The 20,794-nt window shown below is 71.2% G+C and carries 19 protein-coding genes, 2 rRNA genes and 1 pseudogene; 16 read left to right on the top strand and 6 right to left on the bottom strand.

The genetic code is table 11. The annotated features are described in order from the left end of the window. From ACIQ87_RS15170 to pstB, 10 genes are all read left to right on the top strand, one after another. Positions 1-93 (top strand): 23S ribosomal RNA (locus ACIQ87_RS15170); the annotation flags it as partial. Positions 94-171: 78 nt separating this feature from the next. Then, positions 172-288: ribosomal RNA gene (rrf, locus tag ACIQ87_RS15175) — 5S ribosomal RNA — on the top strand. Between the two features lie 72 nt (positions 289-360). Next, the gene (gene mshD / locus ACIQ87_RS15180) at positions 361-1,365 is read left to right on the top strand and encodes a mycothiol synthase (RefSeq protein WP_402406123.1); all 1,005 of its coding nucleotides are present in this window, start codon (positions 361-363) and stop codon (positions 1,363-1,365) included. Between the two features lie 283 nt (positions 1,366-1,648). Next, positions 1,649-3,850, top strand: a complete 2,202-nt coding sequence (locus ACIQ87_RS15185) for an RNA degradosome polyphosphate kinase (RefSeq protein ID WP_402406486.1) — start codon at positions 1,649-1,651, stop codon at positions 3,848-3,850. Positions 3,851-3,963: 113 nt separating this feature from the next. After that, the gene (locus ACIQ87_RS15190; RefSeq protein ID WP_402406125.1) at positions 3,964-5,052 is read left to right on the top strand and encodes a CHAD domain-containing protein; all 1,089 of its coding nucleotides are present in this window, start codon (positions 3,964-3,966) and stop codon (positions 5,050-5,052) included. 1 nt (position 5,053) lies between these two features. After that, positions 5,054-5,563 (top strand): NUDIX hydrolase, encoded by a 510-nt coding sequence (locus ACIQ87_RS15195; RefSeq protein WP_402406126.1) that lies wholly within the window; start codon positions 5,054-5,056, stop codon positions 5,561-5,563. 244 nt (positions 5,564-5,807) lie between these two features. After that, positions 5,808-6,944: a phosphate ABC transporter substrate-binding protein PstS gene (pstS, locus tag ACIQ87_RS15200; RefSeq protein WP_402406128.1), complete on the top strand. Its 1,137-nt coding sequence runs from the start codon at positions 5,808-5,810 to the stop codon at positions 6,942-6,944. A gap of 150 nt (positions 6,945-7,094) precedes the next feature. Beyond that, entirely contained in the window at positions 7,095-8,072 is a 978-nt protein-coding gene (gene pstC / locus ACIQ87_RS15205) for a phosphate ABC transporter permease subunit PstC (RefSeq protein WP_402406129.1), read from the top strand. Then, on the top strand, positions 8,069-9,139 hold the full coding sequence (gene pstA, locus ACIQ87_RS15210) for a phosphate ABC transporter permease PstA (RefSeq protein WP_402406131.1): 1,071 nt from the start codon (positions 8,069-8,071) through the stop codon (positions 9,137-9,139). The genes pstC and pstA overlap by 4 nt, the downstream gene beginning before the upstream one ends. 42 nt (positions 9,140-9,181) lie before the next feature. Further along, complete coding sequence (gene pstB / locus ACIQ87_RS15215) at positions 9,182-9,958, top strand: phosphate ABC transporter ATP-binding protein PstB (RefSeq protein WP_402406133.1); 777 nt, start codon at positions 9,182-9,184, stop codon at positions 9,956-9,958. A gap of 151 nt (positions 9,959-10,109) precedes the next feature. Here the strand turns inward: pstB and ACIQ87_RS15220 are convergent, their stop codons facing one another. Both ACIQ87_RS15220 and ACIQ87_RS15225 read right to left on the bottom strand, forming a co-directional pair. Continuing rightward, positions 10,110-11,105 carry an anion permease gene (locus tag ACIQ87_RS15220; RefSeq protein ID WP_392882662.1) on the bottom strand — a complete coding sequence of 332 codons (996 nt, stop codon included), beginning with the start codon at positions 11,103-11,105 and terminating at the stop codon, positions 10,110-10,112. 5 nt (positions 11,106-11,110) lie between these two features. Continuing rightward, positions 11,111-11,731, bottom strand: coding sequence for a DUF47 domain-containing protein (locus tag ACIQ87_RS15225; RefSeq protein WP_030059626.1), 621 nt, complete (start codon positions 11,729-11,731; stop codon positions 11,111-11,113). A gap of 359 nt (positions 11,732-12,090) precedes the next feature. Here ACIQ87_RS15225 and ACIQ87_RS15230 point away from each other — a divergent pair, with 359 nt between their 5' ends. Further along, the gene (locus ACIQ87_RS15230; RefSeq protein WP_392882659.1) at positions 12,091-12,459 is read left to right on the top strand and encodes a metal-sensitive transcriptional regulator; all 369 of its coding nucleotides are present in this window, start codon (positions 12,091-12,093) and stop codon (positions 12,457-12,459) included. A gap of 36 nt (positions 12,460-12,495) precedes the next feature. Here the strand turns inward: ACIQ87_RS15230 and ACIQ87_RS15235 are convergent, their stop codons facing one another. Together ACIQ87_RS15235 and ACIQ87_RS15240 are read right to left on the bottom strand one after the other, a co-directional pair. Further along, the gene (locus ACIQ87_RS15235) at positions 12,496-12,684 is read right to left on the bottom strand and encodes a hypothetical protein (protein WP_363394422.1); all 189 of its coding nucleotides are present in this window, start codon (positions 12,682-12,684) and stop codon (positions 12,496-12,498) included. Between the two features lie 217 nt (positions 12,685-12,901). Continuing rightward, complete coding sequence (locus ACIQ87_RS15240) at positions 12,902-13,801, bottom strand: hypothetical protein (protein ID WP_402406135.1); 900 nt, start codon at positions 13,799-13,801, stop codon at positions 12,902-12,904. A 160-nt stretch (positions 13,802-13,961) separates the two neighbouring features. On the opposite strand from ACIQ87_RS15240, the gene ACIQ87_RS15245 reads away from it, so the two are divergent. Then, positions 13,962-14,177: a hypothetical protein gene (locus tag ACIQ87_RS15245; RefSeq protein WP_402406137.1), complete on the top strand. Its 216-nt coding sequence runs from the start codon at positions 13,962-13,964 to the stop codon at positions 14,175-14,177. A 56-nt stretch (positions 14,178-14,233) separates the two neighbouring features. On the opposite strand, the gene ACIQ87_RS15250 is transcribed toward ACIQ87_RS15245, so the two are convergent. Continuing rightward, positions 14,234-14,956: a phosphatase PAP2 family protein gene (locus ACIQ87_RS15250; protein WP_402406139.1), complete on the bottom strand. Its 723-nt coding sequence runs from the start codon at positions 14,954-14,956 to the stop codon at positions 14,234-14,236. Between the two features lie 388 nt (positions 14,957-15,344). After that, positions 15,345-16,346, bottom strand: a pseudogene (locus tag ACIQ87_RS15255) (NlpC/P60 family protein); the annotation flags it as partial. A gap of 248 nt (positions 16,347-16,594) precedes the next feature. Here ACIQ87_RS15255 and ACIQ87_RS15260 point away from each other — a divergent pair. The 4 genes from ACIQ87_RS15260 to ACIQ87_RS15275 all read left to right on the top strand — a co-directional run bounded on the left by ACIQ87_RS15260 (position 16,595) and on the right by ACIQ87_RS15275 (position 20,763). Beyond that, positions 16,595-16,945, top strand: coding sequence for a hypothetical protein (locus ACIQ87_RS15260; protein WP_402406141.1), 351 nt, complete (start codon positions 16,595-16,597; stop codon positions 16,943-16,945). Positions 16,946-17,110: 165 nt separating this feature from the next. Next, positions 17,111-17,914 carry a hypothetical protein gene (locus ACIQ87_RS15265; RefSeq protein ID WP_402406143.1) on the top strand — a complete coding sequence of 268 codons (804 nt, stop codon included), beginning with the start codon at positions 17,111-17,113 and terminating at the stop codon, positions 17,912-17,914. Next, on the top strand, positions 17,904-19,181 hold the full coding sequence (locus ACIQ87_RS15270; protein WP_402406145.1) for a hypothetical protein: 1,278 nt from the start codon (positions 17,904-17,906) through the stop codon (positions 19,179-19,181). The genes ACIQ87_RS15265 and ACIQ87_RS15270 overlap by 11 nt, the downstream gene beginning before the upstream one ends. Positions 19,182-19,188: 7 nt before the next feature. Further along, positions 19,189-20,763, top strand: a complete 1,575-nt coding sequence (locus ACIQ87_RS15275) for an SCO6880 family protein (RefSeq protein WP_402406147.1) — start codon at positions 19,189-19,191, stop codon at positions 20,761-20,763. Positions 20,764-20,794: the final 31 nt, after the last annotated feature.

Consider the following 20,794-nt stretch of genomic DNA (forward strand, 5'->3'; position numbering starts at 1 on the left):
GGCTCCCAGTAGACGACTGGGTTGATAGGCCGGATATGGAAGCCCTGTGAGGGGTGGAGTTGACCGGTACTAATAGGCCGAGGGCTTGTCCTCAGTTGCTCGCGTCCACTGTGTTGTTCTGAAACAACGACCCGCCCGATAGAGGGTGTCTGGTTGACAGTTTCATAGTGTTTCGGTGGTCATAGCGTGAGGGAAACGCCCGGTTACATTCCGAACCCGGAAGCTAAGCCTCACAGCGCCGATGGTACTGCAGGGGGGACCCTGTGGGAGAGTAGGACGCCGCCGAACAATTCTTCTGGAAAGCCCCTGATCCATTCGGATCAGGGGCTTTTCGCATTTCCGGTGACGTATCGTCGGTGCATGGACGATCAGACAGCGGTCATTGCGAACGATGTGCTCCGGCCCGAGCAGCGCGACGGCGCTCTGCGTGTTCTGGCGGAGGCCCAGGCGGTGGACGGCCGGGCGGCCGTGTCCGAGCAGGGCCGGCTCCGGCTGCGGAACGCGGAGACTCCGCGCCCGGGTGTCATCCACCTCGTCGAGACCCAGACCGAGACCGAGACCCAGACCGGGGCCGGGGCCGGGGAGAAGAACCCGGCCGTCCTCGGCTACGGCCAGCTCGAAGTACCGGAGAACCCCGCCGCGAACCCCGCCGCCGAGCTGGTGGTCGACCCGGCCGCCCGCGGCCGCGGCCTGGCCCGCCCGCTGGTGGACACCGTTCTGGTGCAGGCCCACCGGGCGGGGCACGACGCGGTGGACTTCTGGGTGCACGGCGGCCACCCGGCGGCCCGGCACCTGGCCGAGGCGTACGGCGCCGAGCTGGTCCGCGAGCTGCGGCAGATGCGCCGCACCGGCCGGCAGACCGAGGAGGTGGCCGTTCCCGAGGGCATCGAGCTCCGCGCTTTCCGTCCCGGGGAGGACGACGCCGAGTGGCTGCGGCTGAACGCCCTGGCCTTCGCCCACCACCCGGAGCAGGGTTCCTGGACGGAGCAGGACCTGGCCGAACGGATCGCCGAGCCCTGGTTCGACCCGACCGGCTTCTTCCTCGCCACCCGTGACGGCAAGGTGGTCGGCTTCCACTGGACGAAGGTGCATCCGGCGAGCGCCGCCGAGCCCGAGCTCGGTGAGGTGTACGTGGTCGGGGTGGACCCGGCCGAGCAGGGCAGCGGCCTCGGCCGGGCGCTCACCGCGGCGGGCCTGCGCCACCTGACCGGCACCGGTCCGGGCGAGCGCGGGCTGGACACCGTTCTCCTCTACGTCGACGCTGACAATCCGGCCGCCGTGCGGGTATACGAACGTTTGGGGTTCACCGTTCACGAGGTGGACCTCATGTACCGAGCCCGGTACCGGGCGACCCGGTCGTCCTGAGCGCTGGGGCGGCCCCCCGAGCGGTCGTGGGCGAGGGACGGGACGGCGACGCCTCTTGCCCCGACCGACTCAGCTTTCCTCCTGGCCATGCGGTGTTTACCGTGGATTCAATTGCTGCCGCGAAGATCACAGGATGAAGTCCGTAGTGTCTCGCTCGTGCAGAGTCGACCGCCACGCGCCGGCCGGTCCTGTACGGACCGCACCCGGAGGGTGGGTGCTGTCCCCGGGTCCGGCCCGGGGCGAGGGCGACGGCCCGCAGAGCCATTCGCGTCCGGACGCCGTCCTGCTGCTGGAGGAGCTGGAGCTCATGAGCATCCCCCGCCCCGTCTCTGCCCCGCTGTCGCCCACGGCCCGGATGTCCGGCGCGCTGGGCGTTCCGCCGGAGCTGCCGGCTACGGACGAAGAGGAGTTCGAAGCGTTGCCGCAGGGCCGTTTCCTGGACCGCGAGCGCAGTTGGCTCGCGTTCAACGAGCGGGTCCTGGAGCTGGCCGAGGACCCGGGTATCCCGCTGCTGGAGCGGGCGAAGTTCCTGGCGATCTTCGCCAGCAACCTGGACGAGTTCTTCATGGTCCGTGTGGCCGGCCTCAAGCGCCGGATCGCCACCGGCGTCGCCCAGCGCAGCGCGTCCGGCCTCCAGCCGCGCGAGGTGCTGGACCTGATCTGGACCCGCTCGCGCGAGCTGATGGCCCGCCATGCCGCTGCGTTCCAGCAGGAGGTGCTGCCGGACCTCGCCACCGAGGGCATCGAGGTGGTCCGCTGGTCGGAGCTGGCCGAGAAGGAGCAGGCCCGGCTGCACACGCTGTTCCGGCAGAAGATCTTCCCGGTTCTGACCCCGCTGGCCGTCGACCCGGCGCACCCCTTCCCGTACATATCGGGGCTCTCGCTCAACCTGGCCGTCGTGGTGCGCAACCCGGTCTCCGGGCACAAGCACTTCGCGCGCGTCAAGGTGCCGCAGTCGCTGGCCCGCTTCCTCGAGGCCTCGCCCCAGCGGTACGTCCCGCTCGAGGACGTCATGGGCGCCCACCTGGAGGAGCTCTTCCCGGGGATGGAGGTGCTGGCCCACCACGCCTTCCGCGTCACCCGCAACGAGGACCTGGAGGTGGAGGAGGACGACACCGAGAACATCCTCAAGGCCCTGGAGAAGGAGCTGATGCGGCGGCGCTTCGGCCCGCCGGTCCGGCTGGAGGTCGAGGAGTCGATCGACCCGTACATCCTGGACCTGCTGGTGCGGGAGCTGAACATCACCGAGGCGGAGGTCTTCCCGCTGCCCGGGCCGCTGGACCTGACCGGGCTGTTCGGGATCGCCGACCTGGACCGCCCCGAGCTCAAGTACCCGAAGTTCGTGGCCGGTACGGCCCGCGGGCTGACCGACGTCGAGTCGGCCTCCCAGCCGGACATCTTCGCCGCGATGCGCGAGCGCGACGTCCTGCTGCACCACCCGTACGACAGCTTCTCCACCTCGGTGCAGGCCTTCCTGGAGCAGGCCGCCGCCGACCCGGACGTGCTGGCGATCAAGCAGACCCTGTACCGCACCTCCGGCGACTCGCCGATCGTCGACGCGCTGATCGACGCGGCCGAGTCCGGCAAGCAGGTGCTGGTGCTGGTCGAGATCAAGGCGCGCTTCGACGAGCAGGCCAACATCAAGTGGGCCCGCAAGCTGGAGGAGGCCGGCTGTCACGTGGTGTACGGCCTGGTCGGGCTGAAGACGCACTGCAAGCTCTCGCTGGTGGTCCGGCAGGAGGGCGACACCCTGCGCCGCTACTCGCACGTCGGCACCGGCAACTACCACCCGAAGACGGCCCGGCTGTACGAGGACCTCGGCCTGCTCACCTCCGACCCGCAGGTCGGCGCGGACCTCTCGGACCTGTTCAACCGGCTCTCCGGCTACTCGCGCCGCGAGTCGTACCGCCGCCTGCTGACCGCCCCGCGCGGGCTGCGCGACGGGCTGGTCTCGCGGATCCACAACGAGATCGCGCACCACAGGGACGGCCGCCCGGCCTACGTGAAGCTCAAGGTCAACTCGATCGTCGACGAGGCCGTGATCGACGCGCTGTACCGGGCCTCCCAGGCCGGGGTGCCGGTGGACGTCTGGGTACGCGGGATCTGCGCGATCCGCCCGGGCGTGCCGGGGCTGAGCGAGAACATCCGGGTCCGCAGCATCCTGGGCCGCTTCCTGGAGCACTCCCGGGTCTTCGTGTTCGGCAACAACGGCGATCCGGAGGTCTGGATCGGCAGTGCCGACATGATGCACCGCAACCTGGACCGCCGGATCGAGGCGCTGCTGCGGATCACCGATCCGGCGCACCGCGCCGAGCTGTCCGGGCTGATCGACCTCGGGGTGTCGGACGAGACCGAGTCCTGGCACCTGGGGCCGGACGGTGCGTGGGCCCGCCACTCCCAGGACGCCGAGGGCCGGCCGCTGCGACACGTCCAGGACCTGCTGATCGACTCGCGCCAGCGCCGCCGCGCCGCCACCTCGCGCTGACGCGTCCACTGATGCGAAGCCGCCGGGGCAGTGGCCCACGAGAGGGCACAGTCGCCCCGGCGGTCGGCCACCAGCTCCGGGAGCACCCCGGGGGAACGGGGATCTACCACGCCATGACCGAAGCGCCGATGACGGCCCAGGCGGCCTCCACAGCGACCGCCGGGGACATCCTTTCCCGCCACCTCACCGCCCAGGCCGGCGCTTTCCTGCGCGCGCTGCCGCTGGCGGTGGGCGAGGTCGGCGCCAGACCCGGGACGGCCTCGATCGTCCCGTCGGCCGGCACCTCGGACCTGCTGCGGGCCGTCCGGCGGGTCGGCGGGCTGCTGCACACCTTCGGTTCGCTCTTCGAGCAGACCTGGGCGCAGGAGTCGCGCACCGAGCTGCGCTGGCTGCTCAACCTGCTCGCGCTGGAGCCCGGTTACATCCGCCGCTCGGCCCGGCTGCTGGGCGCGCTGGACTCGCTGAGCGGCACCGACCCGGACGGGACGGGCATGCTGGCCGGCCACGCCGGTGCCCCCAAGGCGCGGGCGCTGCTGGACCGGCAGCTGACCCTGGCCCGGACCAGGGCGCACTCCACGGTGCTCCAGGAGCTTCGCTCCGCCCGGCTGCACGCGCTGGCGGACCGGATGACCCTGCTGGTCGGCGAGGCGCCGCTGCTGGAGTCGGCGGGCGGCCGTGCTCCGGCGGTGCTGCTGCCGCAGGCCGCCACCGCGTTCGCCGCGCTGTCCGCGGGCGCCCAGCAACTGCCGCTGCGGCGGGCCGCGACGCCGTACGGCGGGGACGGGCTGCGCCGGCTGGGCACGGTGCCGGCGTCCCGCGGGGCGACGGACGCGGACACCGCGCTGGCGGCCGACGACGCGCCCTGGTCCCGGCTGCGGATCCTGGTGAAGCGGGCCCGGTACGCGCTGGAGGTGTGCGGCCGCTCGTCCTCCGAGCTGGACGAGCTGGACCTGGTGCTGGCCCGGCAGCAGGAGGCGGCGGACGCCGCCGTCACCGCCGCCACCGCGGCGCGCACCCCGCGGATCACACCGGCGACCGCGTACGTGCTGGGCGTGGTGCACGCCGACCAGCGGCTGGAGGTGGAGTCGGCGCGGTACGCCGTCGGCCGCCGCTGGCCCGACCTGCCGCCCGGCCCGGACGGCTGGCTGGAGCTCGTGCCGGCCGACGCCTGGGGGCACCCCGGCGTGCCCGGGGCGGTCTGAGGTGGGCGAGCGCCCGGGCACCGGACGGGCGGAGTCCCGGGCCGGGAGCGGGGCGGAGCACGCCCCGGTGGTGCTGGCGGCGGGTGCGGTGCTGTGGCTGCCGGGGCGGCCGAAGAAGAGCGGCCGGCTGGGGCGGCCGCGGATCGCGGTGATCCACCGGCCCAAGTACGACGACTGGAGTCTGCCGAAGGGCAAGCTCGAACCCGGCGAGGGCGTGGTCGAGGCGGCGCTGCGCGAGGTCCGGGAGGAGACCGGGTTCGACTGCCTGCTGGGCCCGGAGCTGCCCACCCGGCACTACCGGGTGCAGGGCCGTTTGAAGGAGGTCCGCTACTGGGCGGCGGTGCCGTCGAGCGGGTCGTTCCGGCCCAACCGGGAGGTGGACCGGCTGGAGTGGCTGCCGGCCGGGAAGGCCCGTGCCCGGCTCACCCACGACCACGACCGGGTGCTGGTCGACGCCCTGCTGGCGGTTCTGGGGGCGGAGCCGGTGCGGGCGGAGGGGCCGCAACGGTGAAGGAATGGTGGAAGTGATCTTCCCGCGCCCTCGCCGTGACGCAACCGTTACTACCTGACGTAGTTTCCTGTCATCCCTTCGAGGTTCACTCTCCGTTCACTTGTGACCGGCTGTCGTGTCACTTACCCGGCCTAACTTCGGGACCACCGGAGGGCCGAACGGGCCCCGGACCACAGCAGAACCCGCGCTGGACCGTACGCGTACGGTCCGCGCAGAGGGCAATGCCACAGAAAGGGACACCCCTGTGAAGCTCCAGCGGAACGGCCGCTCCAAGGCCCTCGCGATCGGTGCCATGGCGCTCGTCAGCTCGCTGTCGCTCGCTGCCTGCGGGTCGGACGACAACAACAACACGACCGCCTCCGGTGGCTCCAGCGGTTCCGCCGCGGCCGCCGGCGCGATCAACTGTGGCAAGCCCGGTTCGCTGATCTCCGCCGGTTCGACCGCCCAGGGCGCCGCGATGGACGTCTGGAAGACCAGCTTCGCCGCCGCCTGCTCCGGTACCACGATCAACTACCAGGGTGGCGGCTCCGGTGCCGGCATCCAGCAGTTCAACCAGGGCAAGATCCAGTTCGCCGGCTCCGACTCGGCCCTCAAGCCGGCCGAGGTCGACGCCTCCAAGGCGGTCTGCACCGGCGGCCAGGGCATCGACCTGCCGATGGTCGGCGGTCTGATCTCGCTGGTCTACAACGTCGACGGCGTCGACAAGCTGGTCCTGGACGGCCCGACCGCCGCCAAGATCTTCGACTCGCAGATCACCAAGTGGAACGACCCGGCGATCGCCGCCCTGAACCCGGGCGCCAAGCTGCCGGACGCGGACATCCAGACCTTCCACCGCTCGGACGACGCCGGCACCACCGAGAACCTGACCAAGTACTTCGCCGCCGCCGGCGGCGGCGCCTGGTCCTACCCGGCCGGCAAGGCCTGGGCGGGCAAGGGCGGCCAGTCGGCCAACGGCAGCGCCGGCGTCTCGGCCCAGGTCAAGCAGGTCAAGAACTCGATCAGCTACGTCGAGCTGGCCTACGCCCAGACCAACAGCCTGAAGAGCGCCGCGATCAACACCGGCGCCTCCAAGCCGGTCGAGGCCACCGCCGAGAACGCCGCCACCACCATCGGCAAGGCCCAGGCCGCCGGCACCGGCAGCGACCTCGCGCTGAAGCTCGACTACGCGACCAAGGAAGAGGGTTCCTACCCGCTGGTCCTGATCACGTACGAGATCGTCTGCGACAAGGGCAACAAGGCCGACACCCTCGACACCCTGAAGTCCTTCCTGACCTACACGGCCAGCGACGCCGGCCAGAAGGCCATCGGCGAGAAGGGCTACGTCCCGCTGCCGAAGGCCGTGACCGACAAGGTCAACGGCGTCATCGCCACCCTGGCCTGACCCGACAGGACCCCCGGTGGGGCGGCCCCGTGAGCGAGGGGGGCCGGGGCCGCCCCCACCGGAACGCACCAACCCAGCACCACGTCCGGGGCACCGCCGCCATGGTGCCGTCCCCCTTCCGGGGCGGCGCCACCAGACCGGAGTAGACCAATGACTTCATCCTCCCCTGCCGCCCCGCGAGGCAGGGAACGCCGGCCGCGCGACAGCCGGGTCGGCGACAAGATCTTCATGAACCTCGCCCGGGGCTCGGGCATCCTGCTGCTGGTCATCATGGCCGCGATCGCCGCGTTCCTGACCTGGCGGTCGGCGCTGGCCCTGAGCACCAACGAGGGCAACTTCCTCACCACCTTCGAGTGGACGCCGGACGCCCCGAAGCCCGTCTTCGGCATCGCCGTCCTGGCCTTCGGCACCATCGTCAGCGCCGTCATCGCGATGGCCATCGCCGTCCCGGTCGCCATCGGGATCGCGCTGTTCATCTCGCACTACGCGCCGCGCCGGATCGCCCAGCCGTTCGCCTACCTGGTCGACCTGCTCGCCGCCGTCCCCAGCGTCGTCTACGGCCTGTGGGGCGCGCTCTTCCTGGTGCCGCACCTGGACGGCCTGACCAGCTGGCTCAACGACTACCTGGGCTGGACGTACATCTTCGACCAGACCAGGACCGGCACCCCGCGCAACCTGTTCACCGTCGGCATCCTGCTGGCGATCATGATCCTGCCGATCATCACCGCGGTCTCCCGCGAGGTGTTCCGCCAGGTGCCGCGGATGCACGAGGAGGCGGCGCTCGCGCTCGGCGCGACCCGCTGGGAGATGATCCGCACCGCGGTGCTGCCGTTCGGCCGCCCCGGCATCATCTCGGCCTCGATGCTCGGCCTCGGCCGCGCGCTCGGCGAGACCATCGCGGTCGCGATCGTGCTCTCCGCCAGCAACGTCCTGTCGCTGCACATCCTGGACGCCGGCGGCGGAACCTTCGCCCAGAACATCGCGCTGAAGTTCAACGAGGCCGGCACCAACGGCCGCGACGCGCTGATGGCCTCCGGCCTCGTCCTGTTCGTCATCACCCTGCTGGTGAACGGCGCCGCGCGAATGATCATCGCCCGCCGCAAGGAGTACTCGGGGGCCAACGCATGACCGCCACCGTCGTCGTCGAGGACGCCCGGCCCGTCGCCCGTCCGCTGACCGCCAACCGCCTGCCCAAGTGGGCCCCGGCCGCCATCGCCGCCGGCTCGATCGCCCTCGGCTGCGGGATCGGCGCGGTCGCCGGACTGGCCAGCCACATCCAGTGGGGCCTGATCTCGGCCCTGCTCTTCGTCCTGATCAGCTACGTCCTCGCGGCCCGGGTCGAGGGCCGCCGGCAGGCCAAGGACCGGGTCGCCACCTCGGTGGTCTGGGTCGCCTTCATCCTGGCGGTCATCCCGCTGGTGGCCCTGACGGTCTACACCGTCCAGCAGGGCATCGAGGTGATCAACGGGAACTTCCTGAACCACTCGATGAAGGGCGTGATCCAGTCCGGTCCCGGCGGTGGCATCTACCACGCGCTGATCGGGACCCTGGAGCAGGTCGGCCTGGCCACCGCGATGGCCGCGCCGATCGGTCTGCTGACCGCCGTCTACCTGGTCGAGTACGGCCGCGGCAAGCTCGCCAAGGCGGTCACCTTCTTCGTCGACGTCATGACGGGCATCCCGTCGATCGTCGCGGGTCTGTTCGTCCTCTCGCTCTGGAACCTCGCCCTGGGCTTCGGCTACTCCGGTTTCTCGGGCAGCCTCGCGCTGGCGATCCTGATGATCCCGGTCGTGGTCCGGTCCACCGAGGAGATGCTGAAGCTCGTCCCGAACGAGCTGCGCGAGGCCTCCTACGCGCTCGGCGTGCCGAAGTGGAAGACCATCCTGCGGATCGTCCTCCCCACCGCGATCGGCGGCATCACCACCGGTGTGATGCTCGCGGTCGCCCGCATCACGGGTGAGACCGCCCCGGTGATGATGCTGGTGTTCGGCGCCGACTACATCAACAGCAACCCGTTCGACGGGCCGCAGCAGTCCCTGCCGATGTACATCTGGACGCAGTACTCGCAGGTCAACAACGACTTCGGCTACGCCCGTGCCTGGGGTGCGGCGCTGGTGCTGATCGCCTTCGTGATGGGGCTCAACCTCATCGCCCGGGGCATCGCACGCTGGCGCTCGCCCAAGGGCGGGCACTGAGCGACCGACTGACGTACGAGACAGACGAGAGAAGCAACGATCATGGCCAAGCGCATCGACGTCAGCGGACTGTCGGCCTACTACGGCTCCACCAAGGCCATCGAGGACATCTCGATGAGCATCGAACCCCGCTCGGTGACCGCCTTCATCGGCCCCTCCGGCTGCGGCAAGTCCACCTTCCTGCGGACCCTCAACCGGATGCACGAGGTGATCCCCGGCGCCCGGGTCGAGGGCAAGGTCCTCCTGGACGACGAGAACCTGTACGCCTCCAACGTCGACCCGGTCGCCGTGCGCCGCTCGATCGGCATGGTCTTCCAGCGCCCGAACCCGTTCCCGACCATGTCGATCTACGACAACGTGGTCGCGGGCCTGCGGCTCGCCGGCGTGAAGAAGAAGTCCGTGCTGGACGAGGTGGTGGAGAACTCGCTGAAGGGCGCCAACCTCTGGAAGGAGGTCCACAACCGGCTGAACAAGCCGGGGGCCGGCCTCTCCGGCGGTCAGCAGCAGCGCCTGTGCATCGCCCGCGCCATCGCGGTCGAGCCCCAGGTCCTGCTGATGGACGAGCCCTGCTCCGCGCTCGACCCGATCTCCACCCTCGCCATCGAGGACCTGATCGGCGAGCTGAAGGAGCAGTTCACCATCGTCATCGTGACCCACAACATGCAGCAGGCGGCCCGCGTCAGCGACCGCACCGCCTTCTTCAACCTGGCCGGCGTCGGCCAGCCGGGCAAGCTGATCGAGCTGGACGACACCCAGCGGATCTTCTCCAACCCGCAGGTCCAGGCGACCGAGGACTACATCTCCGGCCGCTTCGGCTAGACCGGACCCCGTCGCGCCCCCGGCACGGGGAGCGCGACGGACCCGAGCTGTCCCGTGGTGCTGCATGGCGGTGCCGCCGCGGGACATGGAAAAGGGCCCGCCCCCGAGATGTGGGGGCGGGCCCTGTCCGTTCACGCGTCCTGCCGGGGCGTCAGCCCCAGAACAGGTGGACGAACCAGTACACCAGCGCTGCGACGATGGCGGCCGCCGGCATCGTGATGAACCAGCCGAGCACGATGTTCTTCGCGACGCCCCAGCGCACCGCGCGGATCCGCTTGGTGGCCCCCGCGCCCATGATCGCCGCGGTGATCACGTGGGTGGTGGAGATCGGCGCCTTGAAGACGAACGACGTGATGTACATGACCGTCGCGGAGGTGGCCTCGGCCGCGAAGCCCTGCGGCGGGTCCAGCTCGATGATCTTGCGGCCGAGCGTGCGCATGATCCGCCAGCCACCCGCGTAGGTGCCCAGCGAGAGCATGGTCGCGCAGGAGATCTTCACCCAGACCGGGATCCCGTTGCCGGACTGGTGGCCGGAGATGGTCAGGGCCAGGACCACGATGCCCATGGTCTTCTGGGCGTCCTGGAGGCCGTGCGCCAGGGCCATCGCGGCGGCCGAGGCGGTCTGGGCGACCCGGAAGTTGCGCTTCGCCCGGTGCGGGTTGGCCCGGCGGAAGATCCACAGGATCGCCAGCATCACCAGGAAGCCGCCGACCAGGCCGACCACCGGCGAGACGATCATCGGGATGATGATCTTGTCGAGGACGCCGCCCCAGATCACGTCGACGCCGCCGGCCAGCGCCGCGCCCACCATGCCGCCGAACAGCGCGTGCGAGGAGGAGGACGGGAGGCCGAAGTACCAGGTGACCAGGTTCCAGGCGATCGCCCCGACCAGGGCCGCGAACAGGATCACCATCCCCTGGTCACCGGTGGGGGTCTCGATGATCCCCTTGGAGACGGTGTGCGCCACGCCGCTGCCGAGGAACGCGCCGGCCAGGTTCATCACCGCGGCCATCGCCAGCGCCGCCCGCGGGGTGAGCGCCCGGGTGGAGACCGAGGTGGCGATCGCGTTCGCCGAGTCGTGGAAGCCGTTGGTGTACGTGAAGAAGAACGCAACGCCGACGACGGCGATGAGTGCTGCCATGTCCACGGGGGTCAGGACTCCTTGACGGCGATGGTCTCCACCGTGTTGGCGACGTGCTCGAACGCGTCCGCCGCCTCCTCAAGGACGTCCACGACCTGCTTGAGCTTGAGGACCTCGATGGCGTCGTACTGACCGGAGAACAGGTGGGCGAGCAGCTTGCGGTGGATCTGGTCGGCCTGGTTCTCCAGCCGGTTGACCTCGATCCAGTACTCGGTCAGGTTGGACATGCTGCGCAGGTTCGGCATCGCCTCGGCGGTGAGTTCCGCGGCGCGCGCCAGCACCTCGATCTGCTGCTCGATGCCCTTCGGCAGGGTCTGGATGTCGTAGAGGACGACCAGGTCGACGGCCTCCTCCATGAAGTCCATGATGTCGTCCAGCGACGAGGCGAGGCTGTAGATGTCCTCGCGGTCGAAGGGCGTGATGAAGGACGAGTTCAGCTGGTGGAAGACGGCATGGGTGGTGTCGTCCCCGGCGTGTTCGGCGGCGCGCATGCGCTCGACGATCTCCGCACGGGCCGACACGTCTGATCCCAGCAGCTCCAAAAGGAGCTTCGATCCGACGACGAGGTTCTCCGCCGCGGCGGCGAACATGTCGTAGAAGCTCGTCTCCTTCGGGGTCAGGCTAAAACGCACGGAAATCTCCGATGTGCGGGGTAGGGACTGAACGATGCTAGGTGCAACCAAGCGCAATCACGCAAACGGGGTGTCGGGGCAGGAGCCGGAACCTCCCCTTCCGTTCGACGGTCGCACCGGCTGTCCGGGCCGCACCACCACACGTGGACTCGAACCCTCAGTCTGACGGAACCTCGACCGGATTGTCCCCGTCGTGCGCGTGGAAGACGGGGTCGCCGCCCAGACGGGCGAACCGGCCGGCACCCACTCCCGGGCCCAGTGGCACATGCCGGGTCGGCCGTCGGAACACCACGGAAGGCCCCGGTGTTGGACACTGGTGGCCGACGCAGCCACCAGGCACTGAGACGAAGGCGGGGCCGATGACCACGACGCAAGCGCGCACCGAGCCGGAGCAGGCACAGGGGACCGACCCGCACGCCGACCACGCTCCGACGGGGCACCACGGCCCGCACGGCTACAGCGCGCAGAAGGACGCCCACCTCAAGCGGCTGCGCCGGATCGAGGGCCAGATCCGCGGTCTGCAGCGCATGGTCGACGAGGACGTCTACTGCATCGACGTGCTCACCCAGGTCTCGGCCAGCACCAAGGCGTTGCAGTCCTTCGCGCTCTCCCTGCTGGAGGAGCACCTGCGGCACTGCGTCGCCGCGGCCGCCGAGGAGGGCGGCACCGAACTCGACGCCAAGGTCGCGGAGGCCACCGCCGCGATCAGCCGCCTGCTGCGCAGCTGAGCGCGGCCCCGGGGGCGCGTCGCCCCCGGGCGCCCGCTAGCCGTCGGCCTCCCGGTCGGCCTGCCCGGGTTCGGCCCGGTCCAGCAGTACCTCGTCGATCCGCTCGGTCGGCAGCCGGTCGCCGGAACTGGCCGTCGCGGCGATCATCAGCTCGCCGGCCAGATCGATCTCGTCGAGGGCCGCGTCGTCGTGGCCGCCGCTGCGGCCACCCGTGGACGACACCACCTGCACCACCCCTTCAGTGCCTCGCCAGCCCGGGCGGCAGCCACCCGGGGTCCAGCCTAGGCACTTCGGGGCCCGTCCACATGGCACGGACGGGCCATCTCGGCGCCGCCGAAACGGGTGGCCGTCGCTCCCCGGACGGCCACCCGCCCCGGTGGCACCCCGTCTCGCCCCGGCGTCGGAGCGCTGCCCCGGCGACCCGGGGCGTGTCCGACCCGTCCTACTTCGGGCTCTCCGTGGGCTTCATCTGGTAGATGTCCGAGGCCGAGGGCTCGGCCGCCTCCACCGGCTTGCCGAAGTCCGTCAGCGAGGTCGTCGACGTCACCCTCACCTGGTCCTTGGCCTCCTTCGATCCGGCCACCCCGGCGAAGGTGAACACCTCGACCACCTTGCGCAGCCGGCCCTGGTCGTCCAGCCAGGCGTCGTACGGGACCTCCTTGACGGTGAAGGTCTGCCCGCCCATCCGCAGGCCGTCACCGCCGCGGCCGCCGGTCGCGTCGGCCGCCTTCGCCAGGTCCAGGGTGCCCCGGTAGTGGTGCAGTGCGACCCCGTCGACGGTCTCGGTGCCCACCGCCTCCGCCTTCTGCGCCCCGCGCAGCGCCCCTACCGCCGAGGCCGGGTCGGTGGCGCCGCTGCTGACCAGGTTGCCGTCCGGCAGCTGGCGCACGTCCAGCTTGACCCACTTGCCCTCGGGAACCTTGGCGCCGCTGTTCTGGAGGTAGACGGTGCCCGGCAGGACCACCTCGACGATCTTCCCGGTGGTCGCCGCGCCCGGCGGCACCTGGACCTCCAGCCGGCCGATCCGTTTGACGTAGTCGTAGCCGCCGGTGCCGCTGAACGAGGCCTTCTTCTCGGCGGACTCGGTGACCAGCTCCGTCGCGGTGCGCGCGGAACCGGTGCGACCGGTGATGTCGGCGGCGTTGCGCACCGCCGTCAGCGCGTCTGCGGCGAGCTGGTCGGGGGCGCCCGACTGCTGGTCGGAGGAGCCGTCGACGGAGCCGCCGGAGCAGCCGGCGGCCCCCGCCGCCAGGGCGGCGGCGAGCAGGGCGGCCCCGGCCGCCGCGCGCAGGCGCGGACCCGGACGGCGTGCCGACCGTCCGGTGCGCTGCTGGTCGGTCATCTTCATCCTCGCGACAACCCCCTCGGGCCCGACAGCCCCGCCGGCCACCACCGGGTGGGCAGAGCTCTTTCCGGGCAAACGAGTTGGGAGGCGAAGGGTTACGGCGGCCCGTGTGACGGGAGCTTCGCGCCGGGGCCCGTGGCACGTTACGGTGAGCCACGTGCACAGTGAGCTGCCGGTCGCCCCCGGCACCGCCCGGATGCCCGAACACCGCCTCGCGATCAGCGAGCGCGGCTCCTTCGCCTTCGCGACCTGCAGCTGTGGCTGGTACGCCCCGGCCCGCCGCTCCCGCGACCTGGCCCGCCGCGAGGGGGCCGACCACCTCGCCGAGAACGATGCCGGCAACGGCGCGGCGAACGGTGCCGAGCCGGACTGATCCGGAGTCGGACCCCTGGCGCCCCCGCGGGGCCGCGGGAGGGGGCGGACGCGAGGTCAGGCCGCGAGGTCGGACTCCGGCGGCTGCTCCCCGGTCCGCACCGCCCCGCGACCGCGCCGACGGCCGCGCGCGGCGACCCCGCCGCGGGCCGTTCCGCCGCGCTCGGGCGCCCGGATCAGCGGGGCGACCGCCGTCCGGCTCAGCGCGTGGCAGAACGGCACCAGCACCGCCATCGCGATCGGCGCCAGCAGCAGCACCACGGCGACCGCGAGCGCGAAACCGCCGATCACGTCGGTCGGGTAGTGGACCCCCATGAACATCCGGCAGAAGCCCTGGAGGAGCGCCAGCCCGCCGGCGATCCAGCCGAGTCTGCGGTTCACCAGGAACAGCGCCACCGCGACGCCCATGGTCATGGTCGAGTGGTCGCTGACGAAGGAGTGGGTGCCGGCCTTGCCGTCCACCAGCACCAGCAGCCCCGGATGGTCGACGAAGGGGCGCGGGCGGTTCACGATCGCGGCGATCGGGAGGTTGGCCAGCTCGGCGACGGCCACCGAGAGCGGCACCCAGAGCAGCCCGGCCATCGCCACCGGCGCGTCCGGGCGGCGCCTGGCCTGGAGCCAGGCCACCAGACCGAGCATCGCCAGGCCGATCAGGATGCCGTACTCGCCGATCCACGAGACCAGGTGGTCCAGCCACTGCGGGGAGCGCTTGGCCAGGCCGTTGACGGCGTAGAGCAGGTCGAGGTCGGGGTTGGTCGTGTCGGCAAGCGGCGTCGACACGCCGCACCTCCTTCTGGTCCGCTGCACCTGGTCGTCGTGGCCGGGGCCCGCCCGGTGCGGGGTGCTGACGAGGGGCCACCGGAGGAAACGTCATTTCCGGGGCACAGCGTTCCACGGAAACGCGCGGTTATCGAAACTTGACTCAGCGTCCACAGCGCGCACACAGGTCCCGGCCGTCCCCGCCGCACCGGGCCTATCGTCCCGACCCGGCGGGGCTCGGCCCGGCCGGCGCGGGCGGCGCCGCGACCGCCGACCGGGAGGGGGGCGCCGGGGCCGCGGGGGCGCCGCCCTGCGCACCGCCCTGGGTGCCGCCCCGGTTCCCCGCCGGGGCGGTGGGCTCCGTCCCGCCCGGCCGGCTCGGGGCGTTGACCGCGCCGTCGTCGTTGCGGGTCGGCAGCGCCTGGGCGCCGTCCGAGGTGACCCGGGTCGCGCCGATGTACTCCCTGGTGTCGATCTTGTCGTAGCGGATCACCGCACCGGTGTGCGGCGCGTTGATCATGTACCCGCCGCCGACGTAGATCCCGACGTGGTGGATGCTCCGCGGATCGCTCAGGTCCGTCGCCCAGAACACCAGGTCGCCCGGCCGCAGCTGATCGCGCGACGGATGCGGCCCGGCGTACCACTGGTCGTTGGCCACCCGGGGCAGGGTGATGCCCACACTGGCGAACGCGGCCTGGGTCAGACCCGAGCAGTCGAACCGCCCGTTCTGCGAGGGCAGGCCCTCACCGCCCCACAGGTACGGGGTGCCGAGCTTGGTCTGCGCGAAGTAGATCGCGGCCGACGACTGCGGGGACACCTCCAGCGGAGCGGTCGGCGAGGCCGGCGCGGCGAAGCTGCGGGCCATCGCCTGGATGTTCCGCACGTAGCCCTGGGTCTCCTTGAACGGCGGGACCCCGTTGTACTTCTCCACGTTGCCCTCGCCGGCGTTGTAGGCGGCCAGCAGATTGGCCTGCGGGTCGCCCGGGTACTTCGCGACCCGCTTGGCGATCGCGCAGTCGTAGGTCGCCGCCGAGGCGATCGCGTCCAGCGGGTTCCAGGGGTCCGCCTTGCCGTCCCCGTCGCCGTCGGTGGCGTACGCGGGCCAGGTGTCCGGCATGAACTGCGCCATTCCCTGCGCTCCGACCCCGGACCGGGCCCTGGGGTCGAAACCGCTCTCCTGGTACAGCTGTGCCGCGAGCATCGGCGGGGAGATCTCCGGGCAGAGCGAGCCCCACCGCTGGATCGGATCCTGGTAGGCCGCGGGGACCGTTCCGGGGGACAAGGCGGAACGATTCGCCGACTGTTGCGGCGTCCCACTTGCCGCAAAAGTCCCCATCGTCACCAGCCCGATGAACCCGAACGCGACAACTCCCGCAGCGGCGGCGGCCGTACCGGCCTTCCGGAGTACCATCAGCACCATCCCGACGAATCGTCAGTCGAAGTGTCCCGGAAGGCGTTGCTCACCGCAATCATCAGAGATACGAACAGTGAGCGCTATCCTTCGTACGGTGTACATCCTCGCGTACGTGCCCGATGCCTCACGACCAATTCGCGAGAAGTAGCCAAGTCGACATCAGATCTGGCCAAGAATAGGTACCGACCCTTCGCGCGGGCCGGGTCCGGGCCCTTGAATTTGCCTGATCGGGCGGTGAGATGGAAATGAACCTGAGCAGCGTGCACACCAATGCGGTCGGCTACCTGGCCGAGGACCCCCCCAAGAAGCCGAACATCGACACCATCATCGGCGGAATCGCGCCGGACTGGGGGCCGTTCGCGAGCCTCGGGTCGGAGGCGCGGGTGATGGTCGAGGTCATCATGGCCGTCGCCATCCTCGTCTGCCTCGGCCTCGCGGTCTGGGGTGCGGCCAAGCAGCGGATCGGAGCGACCGCGATGCGCGACAGCTTCGGCGCCGAACAGGGCAAGGGGCTGATCGTCGCCGGTCTGACCGGCGTGTTCATCATCGGATCGCTCGGCACTCTGTTCACCATTGTCTACGGCATGGCGATCTGACGATCGGACAGCACTAGTCCGACCTGCCTGAGGCCGGGGCCCCGTCCGGACCCCCTCCGACGGCCGGCCCGCCAGGAGTCCATCCCCGTCCCCGCCCTCCGCCCGCCCGCCCCCGGGCGGAGGCCCCCCGGAGCCGCCCCGGCTCCCCGCACTTGGAGGGCCGCCGTGCCGTTGTCCGACGACCAGCCGCGCACCCGCACGCGCCTGCCGGTCGGCGAACAGTCCTCCTCCCAGCCGAACCCCCGTCAGGCCCGACCGCTGCGCGCCCTGCTGGCCGTCCTGGTCGTCGTCACCCTGCTCGTGGTGGCCGTCGCCATCGCCAACCGCGTCACATCCGGCACCGGAGGCGGCGGCCCCTCCGCCGCCCGCGCCGACGCCGGCGCCGGCCCCGCCCCCAGCGGCGACCAACCCGTCGGCACCACCGTCAACGGCATCCCGACCGGCTACCCGCACACCGAGCCCGGCGCCCAGTCGGCCGCCACCAACTTCGCGGTGGCGATCGGCTCCGCGGACATGTTCCGCACCGACAGCCGGCACGGCATCGTCGCCACCATCGCCGACCCGGGCGCACTGGCGGGGCTCCAGAGCCGACTCGACCAGGGCTTCGGCGGCGACACCGTCACCCGCTACGGCCTCGACTCCCAGGGCCGTGCGCCCAAGGGCCTCACCTTCGTCAGTCGCACCGTCCCGGTCGGCGCCAAGTCGACGGGCTTCAACGAGGGCGACGCCAAGGTCGAGGTGTGGTGCACCGGCCTCACCGGCCTCGCCGGCGAGCGCTCCGTCCAGCCGGTGACCACCAACTGGTTCACCCTCACGCTCTCGCTGCACTGGACGGGCAGCGACTGGAAGCTCACCGACTTCACTCGAAAGTCAGGCCCGGCCCCGCTGCCGGGCGACCAGCAAGCGGCCACAGCGGATGAGATCGCCGGATCAGCAGAGCAGTTCGGAGGGTTCCGCTATGCACGTTGACAGTGCGAACGGGAAGCGGCTTCCTCGCTTCGGCCGGATCGTAACGGCCCTTGTTCTGTTCCAGGCCGCAGCCATCGGTATGGCGTCCCGGGCCATGGCTGAGCCAAGCCCGAGTCCTTCAGCCAGCAACAACTGCGATGTCCTTCCCTTGCCTGGTAGCGACGTCTACTGCGCCTCCAAGCCCGGTGGCTCCCTCCCCGGGAGCGGCACCGTCGGGACTGTGACCGATCCGCTCGGGTCGTTGGCCAAGAGCTGTGCGCAGGCCGCGGCGTGGGTGGTGCGGAAGTTGTCGGGGGCGATCGACGGGACGACGCAGGTGGACTTCACCAATGCGTCGTTCCTGCAGCAGTACGCCGTGGTGTTCGCCGTGTCGACGGTGATCACGCTGGTGCTGTGGCTGCTGGCGGTGACGAAGCGGGCGGTGCGGGGGGCGCCGCTGACGACGGCGTTCTCGGAGGCGATCGGCTTCCTGTGGTTGACGGTGGTGGCGTCCGCGTTCACGCCGTTGATCCTGTTCACCGTGGTGAGTGTGACGGACGGGCTGACCAAGGCGATAGCGGTCGGGACGAAGACGGACACCGGGTCGTACCTGGGTGGGTTCGCCGACACGTTGGAGAAGGGTGACGTGGGCGGCGGTCCGCTGATCCTGGTGATCGTGTCGCTGGTCGCGGTGTTGGCGGCGGCGGTGCTCTGGATCGAGCTGCTGATCCGGGCGGCGATGCTGTACGTCGGCGCGCTGCTGGGTACGGCGGTGTATGCGGGGCTGGTGGACCGGCAGTTGTGGAAGCACGTGCGGCGCTGGGCGGGGGTGATGCTGGCGGTGGACCTGGCGAAGCCGATCATCGTGGTCATCCTGGGGCTGGCGGGCGCGGTGGCGACCGGGGCCGGGGCCGACGACGACTTCGCCCGGGTGTTGTCCGGGCTGGCGATCCTGTTCCTGTCGATCTTCGCGAGTGCCTCGGTCTACCGCTTCGTGCCGGGCTTCGGCGACGAGATGCTGAACATGCGCGGGGCCAGGGCCAACGCCGTGCAGGCCGGTTCGGCGATGATCAACGGCACCGCGAACCTGATGAAGCAGGGCATCACGACCCACGGCGACCGCGGTGCGCAGGCGGCGGGCACGGGTGGCGGCGGGGGTGCGGGCGGCGGTTCGGTCGCGCCGGGCATCGCCGCCCACGCCGGCCGGACGCCGACGCCACCGCCGCAGGGCGGGCCCCCGCAGGCTTCGGTTCCGATCCGCGACAGCAATCCAGCGAAGGGAGGGTGACGGGTAAGTGAGCAGCGAACCGCTGGGCCAGTACGGTGCCCAGTACGCCCAGCCGTACGTGCACCAGCGCCGCACCTACCTGATCGGCAAGGCCCGCCCGAACGCGCCGATCGGCCGGAACCGGGAGTCCGGCGAGATCATGCTGATCATCCTCGGGGCCTTCCTCGGCATGCTCTGGGGCCTGTTGATGCCGATCCTGCCGCTGCGGATCGGCGGGTTGGTCGGTCTGCCGGCGCTCGCCATCGCGGCGGTGTACGTGCCGTACCGCAAGCGGACGTTCTACAAGTGGGTGGAGATCAACCGCACCTACCGCCGGACGGTCCGCAGCGGGCGGGCGGTGTGGCGTTCGGACGTGATGGACGCCGGCACCCGGCTGGACGGCCGGGAGGTGGAGGTCGGCCCGCCGCCGGGGGTGGGGCGGCTGCGCTGGCTGACGGCGCCGTTCGGGCCGGACGAGGTCGGGGTGCTGATGCACCTGGAGCGTCGGACGGTGACGGCCGCGATCGAGATCGAGGGCCCGGGCGTCGGCCTGCGTGACTCGGAGGACCAGGAGGCCCTGGTCGACCGGTTCGGGACGCTGTTGAAGCACGTCGCCAACGGGGACGGCTTCGTGACGCGGCTGCAGATCCTGGCCCGGACCCTGCCGGCCGATCCGGACGCGCACGCCAAGGACGTCGAGCGGCGCGGCGACCCGTCGGCGCCGCGCTGGCTGCAGGACTCGTACGACCAACTGCAGTCGATGGTGTCGACCTCCTCGGAGCAGCACCGGGCGTACCTGGTGGCCTGCATGCACTACACCCGGGACCTGGCCGCCGAGGCGCACGCGATGGGCCGGACGGCCACCGGGCGGCGGGCGCGGGACGACGAGGGGCTGGCGGCCGTGATGGCGCGCGAGCTGACCGACATCTGCGCCCGGCTGGCCGAGGCGGACATCCGGGTGCGCCAGCCGCTGGGTCAGGCCCGGCTCTCCTCGCTGCTGCACTCGATGTACGACCCGGACCATCCGATCGACCACATCCAGGCGATGTCCCGGCGCAACGCCTGGCCGGCCGAGCTGGACGCGACCCAGCCGCAGTACCTGCAGGCGAAGACCCGCGAGTCGGCGACCCGGGAGCCGTGGTGCCACGCCACCGCGTGGATCAAGGAGTGGCCGCTCACCCCGGTGGGCGTCAACTTCTTGGCGCCGCTGCTGGTGCACACCCCGGACGTGATCCGGACGGTCGCGGTGACGATGGACCTGGAGCCCACGGACGTCGCGATCGAGCGGATGCTGACCGAGAAGACCAACGACGAGGCCGAGGCCAGCCGTGCGGCCAAGATGAACCGCACGGTCGACCCGCGCGACCTGGCCCACACCGGCCGGGTGGACCAGCGCGGTGACGACCTGGCCTCCGGCGCGGCCGGGGTGAACCTGGTCGGCTACATCACGGTCTCCTCGCGCAACCCCGACGCGCTGGCCCGCGACAAGCGGACCATCCGGGCCTCGGCCGGCAAGAGCTACCTCAAGCTGGAGTGGTGCGACCGCGAGCACCACCGGGCCTTCGTCAACACGCTTCCGTTCGCCACCGGCATCCGCCGCTGAGCACGGCCGCACGCCCCCCGAACACCCGCAC

Origin of the sequence: Kitasatospora sp. NPDC096204 (assembly GCF_044763205.1) — a bacterium.
Lineage (GTDB): Bacteria > Actinomycetota > Actinomycetes > Streptomycetales > Streptomycetaceae > Kitasatospora.

Bases quoted from the DNA above. Each gene is read 5' to 3' on its own strand.
- ACIQ87_RS15190 (WP_402406125.1), top strand. From the start codon at position 3,964: ATGACCGAAGCGCCGATGACGGCCCAGGCGGCCTCCACAGCGACCGCC.
- ACIQ87_RS15240 (WP_402406135.1), bottom strand. From the start codon at position 13,801: ATGACCGACCAGCAGCGCACCGGACGGTCGGCACGCCGTCCGGGTCCG.
- pstB (WP_402406133.1), top strand. From the start codon at position 9,182: ATGGCCAAGCGCATCGACGTCAGCGGACTGTCGGCCTACTACGGCTCC.
- ACIQ87_RS15230 (WP_392882659.1), top strand. From the start codon at position 12,091: ATGACCACGACGCAAGCGCGCACCGAGCCGGAGCAGGCACAGGGGACC.
- mshD (WP_402406123.1), top strand. From the start codon at position 361: ATGGACGATCAGACAGCGGTCATTGCGAACGATGTGCTCCGGCCCGAG.
- pstA (WP_402406131.1), top strand. From the start codon at position 8,069: ATGACCGCCACCGTCGTCGTCGAGGACGCCCGGCCCGTCGCCCGTCCG.
- pstC (WP_402406129.1), top strand. From the start codon at position 7,095: ATGACTTCATCCTCCCCTGCCGCCCCGCGAGGCAGGGAACGCCGGCCG.
- ACIQ87_RS15260 (WP_402406141.1), top strand. From the start codon at position 16,595: ATGAACCTGAGCAGCGTGCACACCAATGCGGTCGGCTACCTGGCCGAG.
- ACIQ87_RS15270 (WP_402406145.1), top strand. From the start codon at position 17,904: ATGCACGTTGACAGTGCGAACGGGAAGCGGCTTCCTCGCTTCGGCCGG.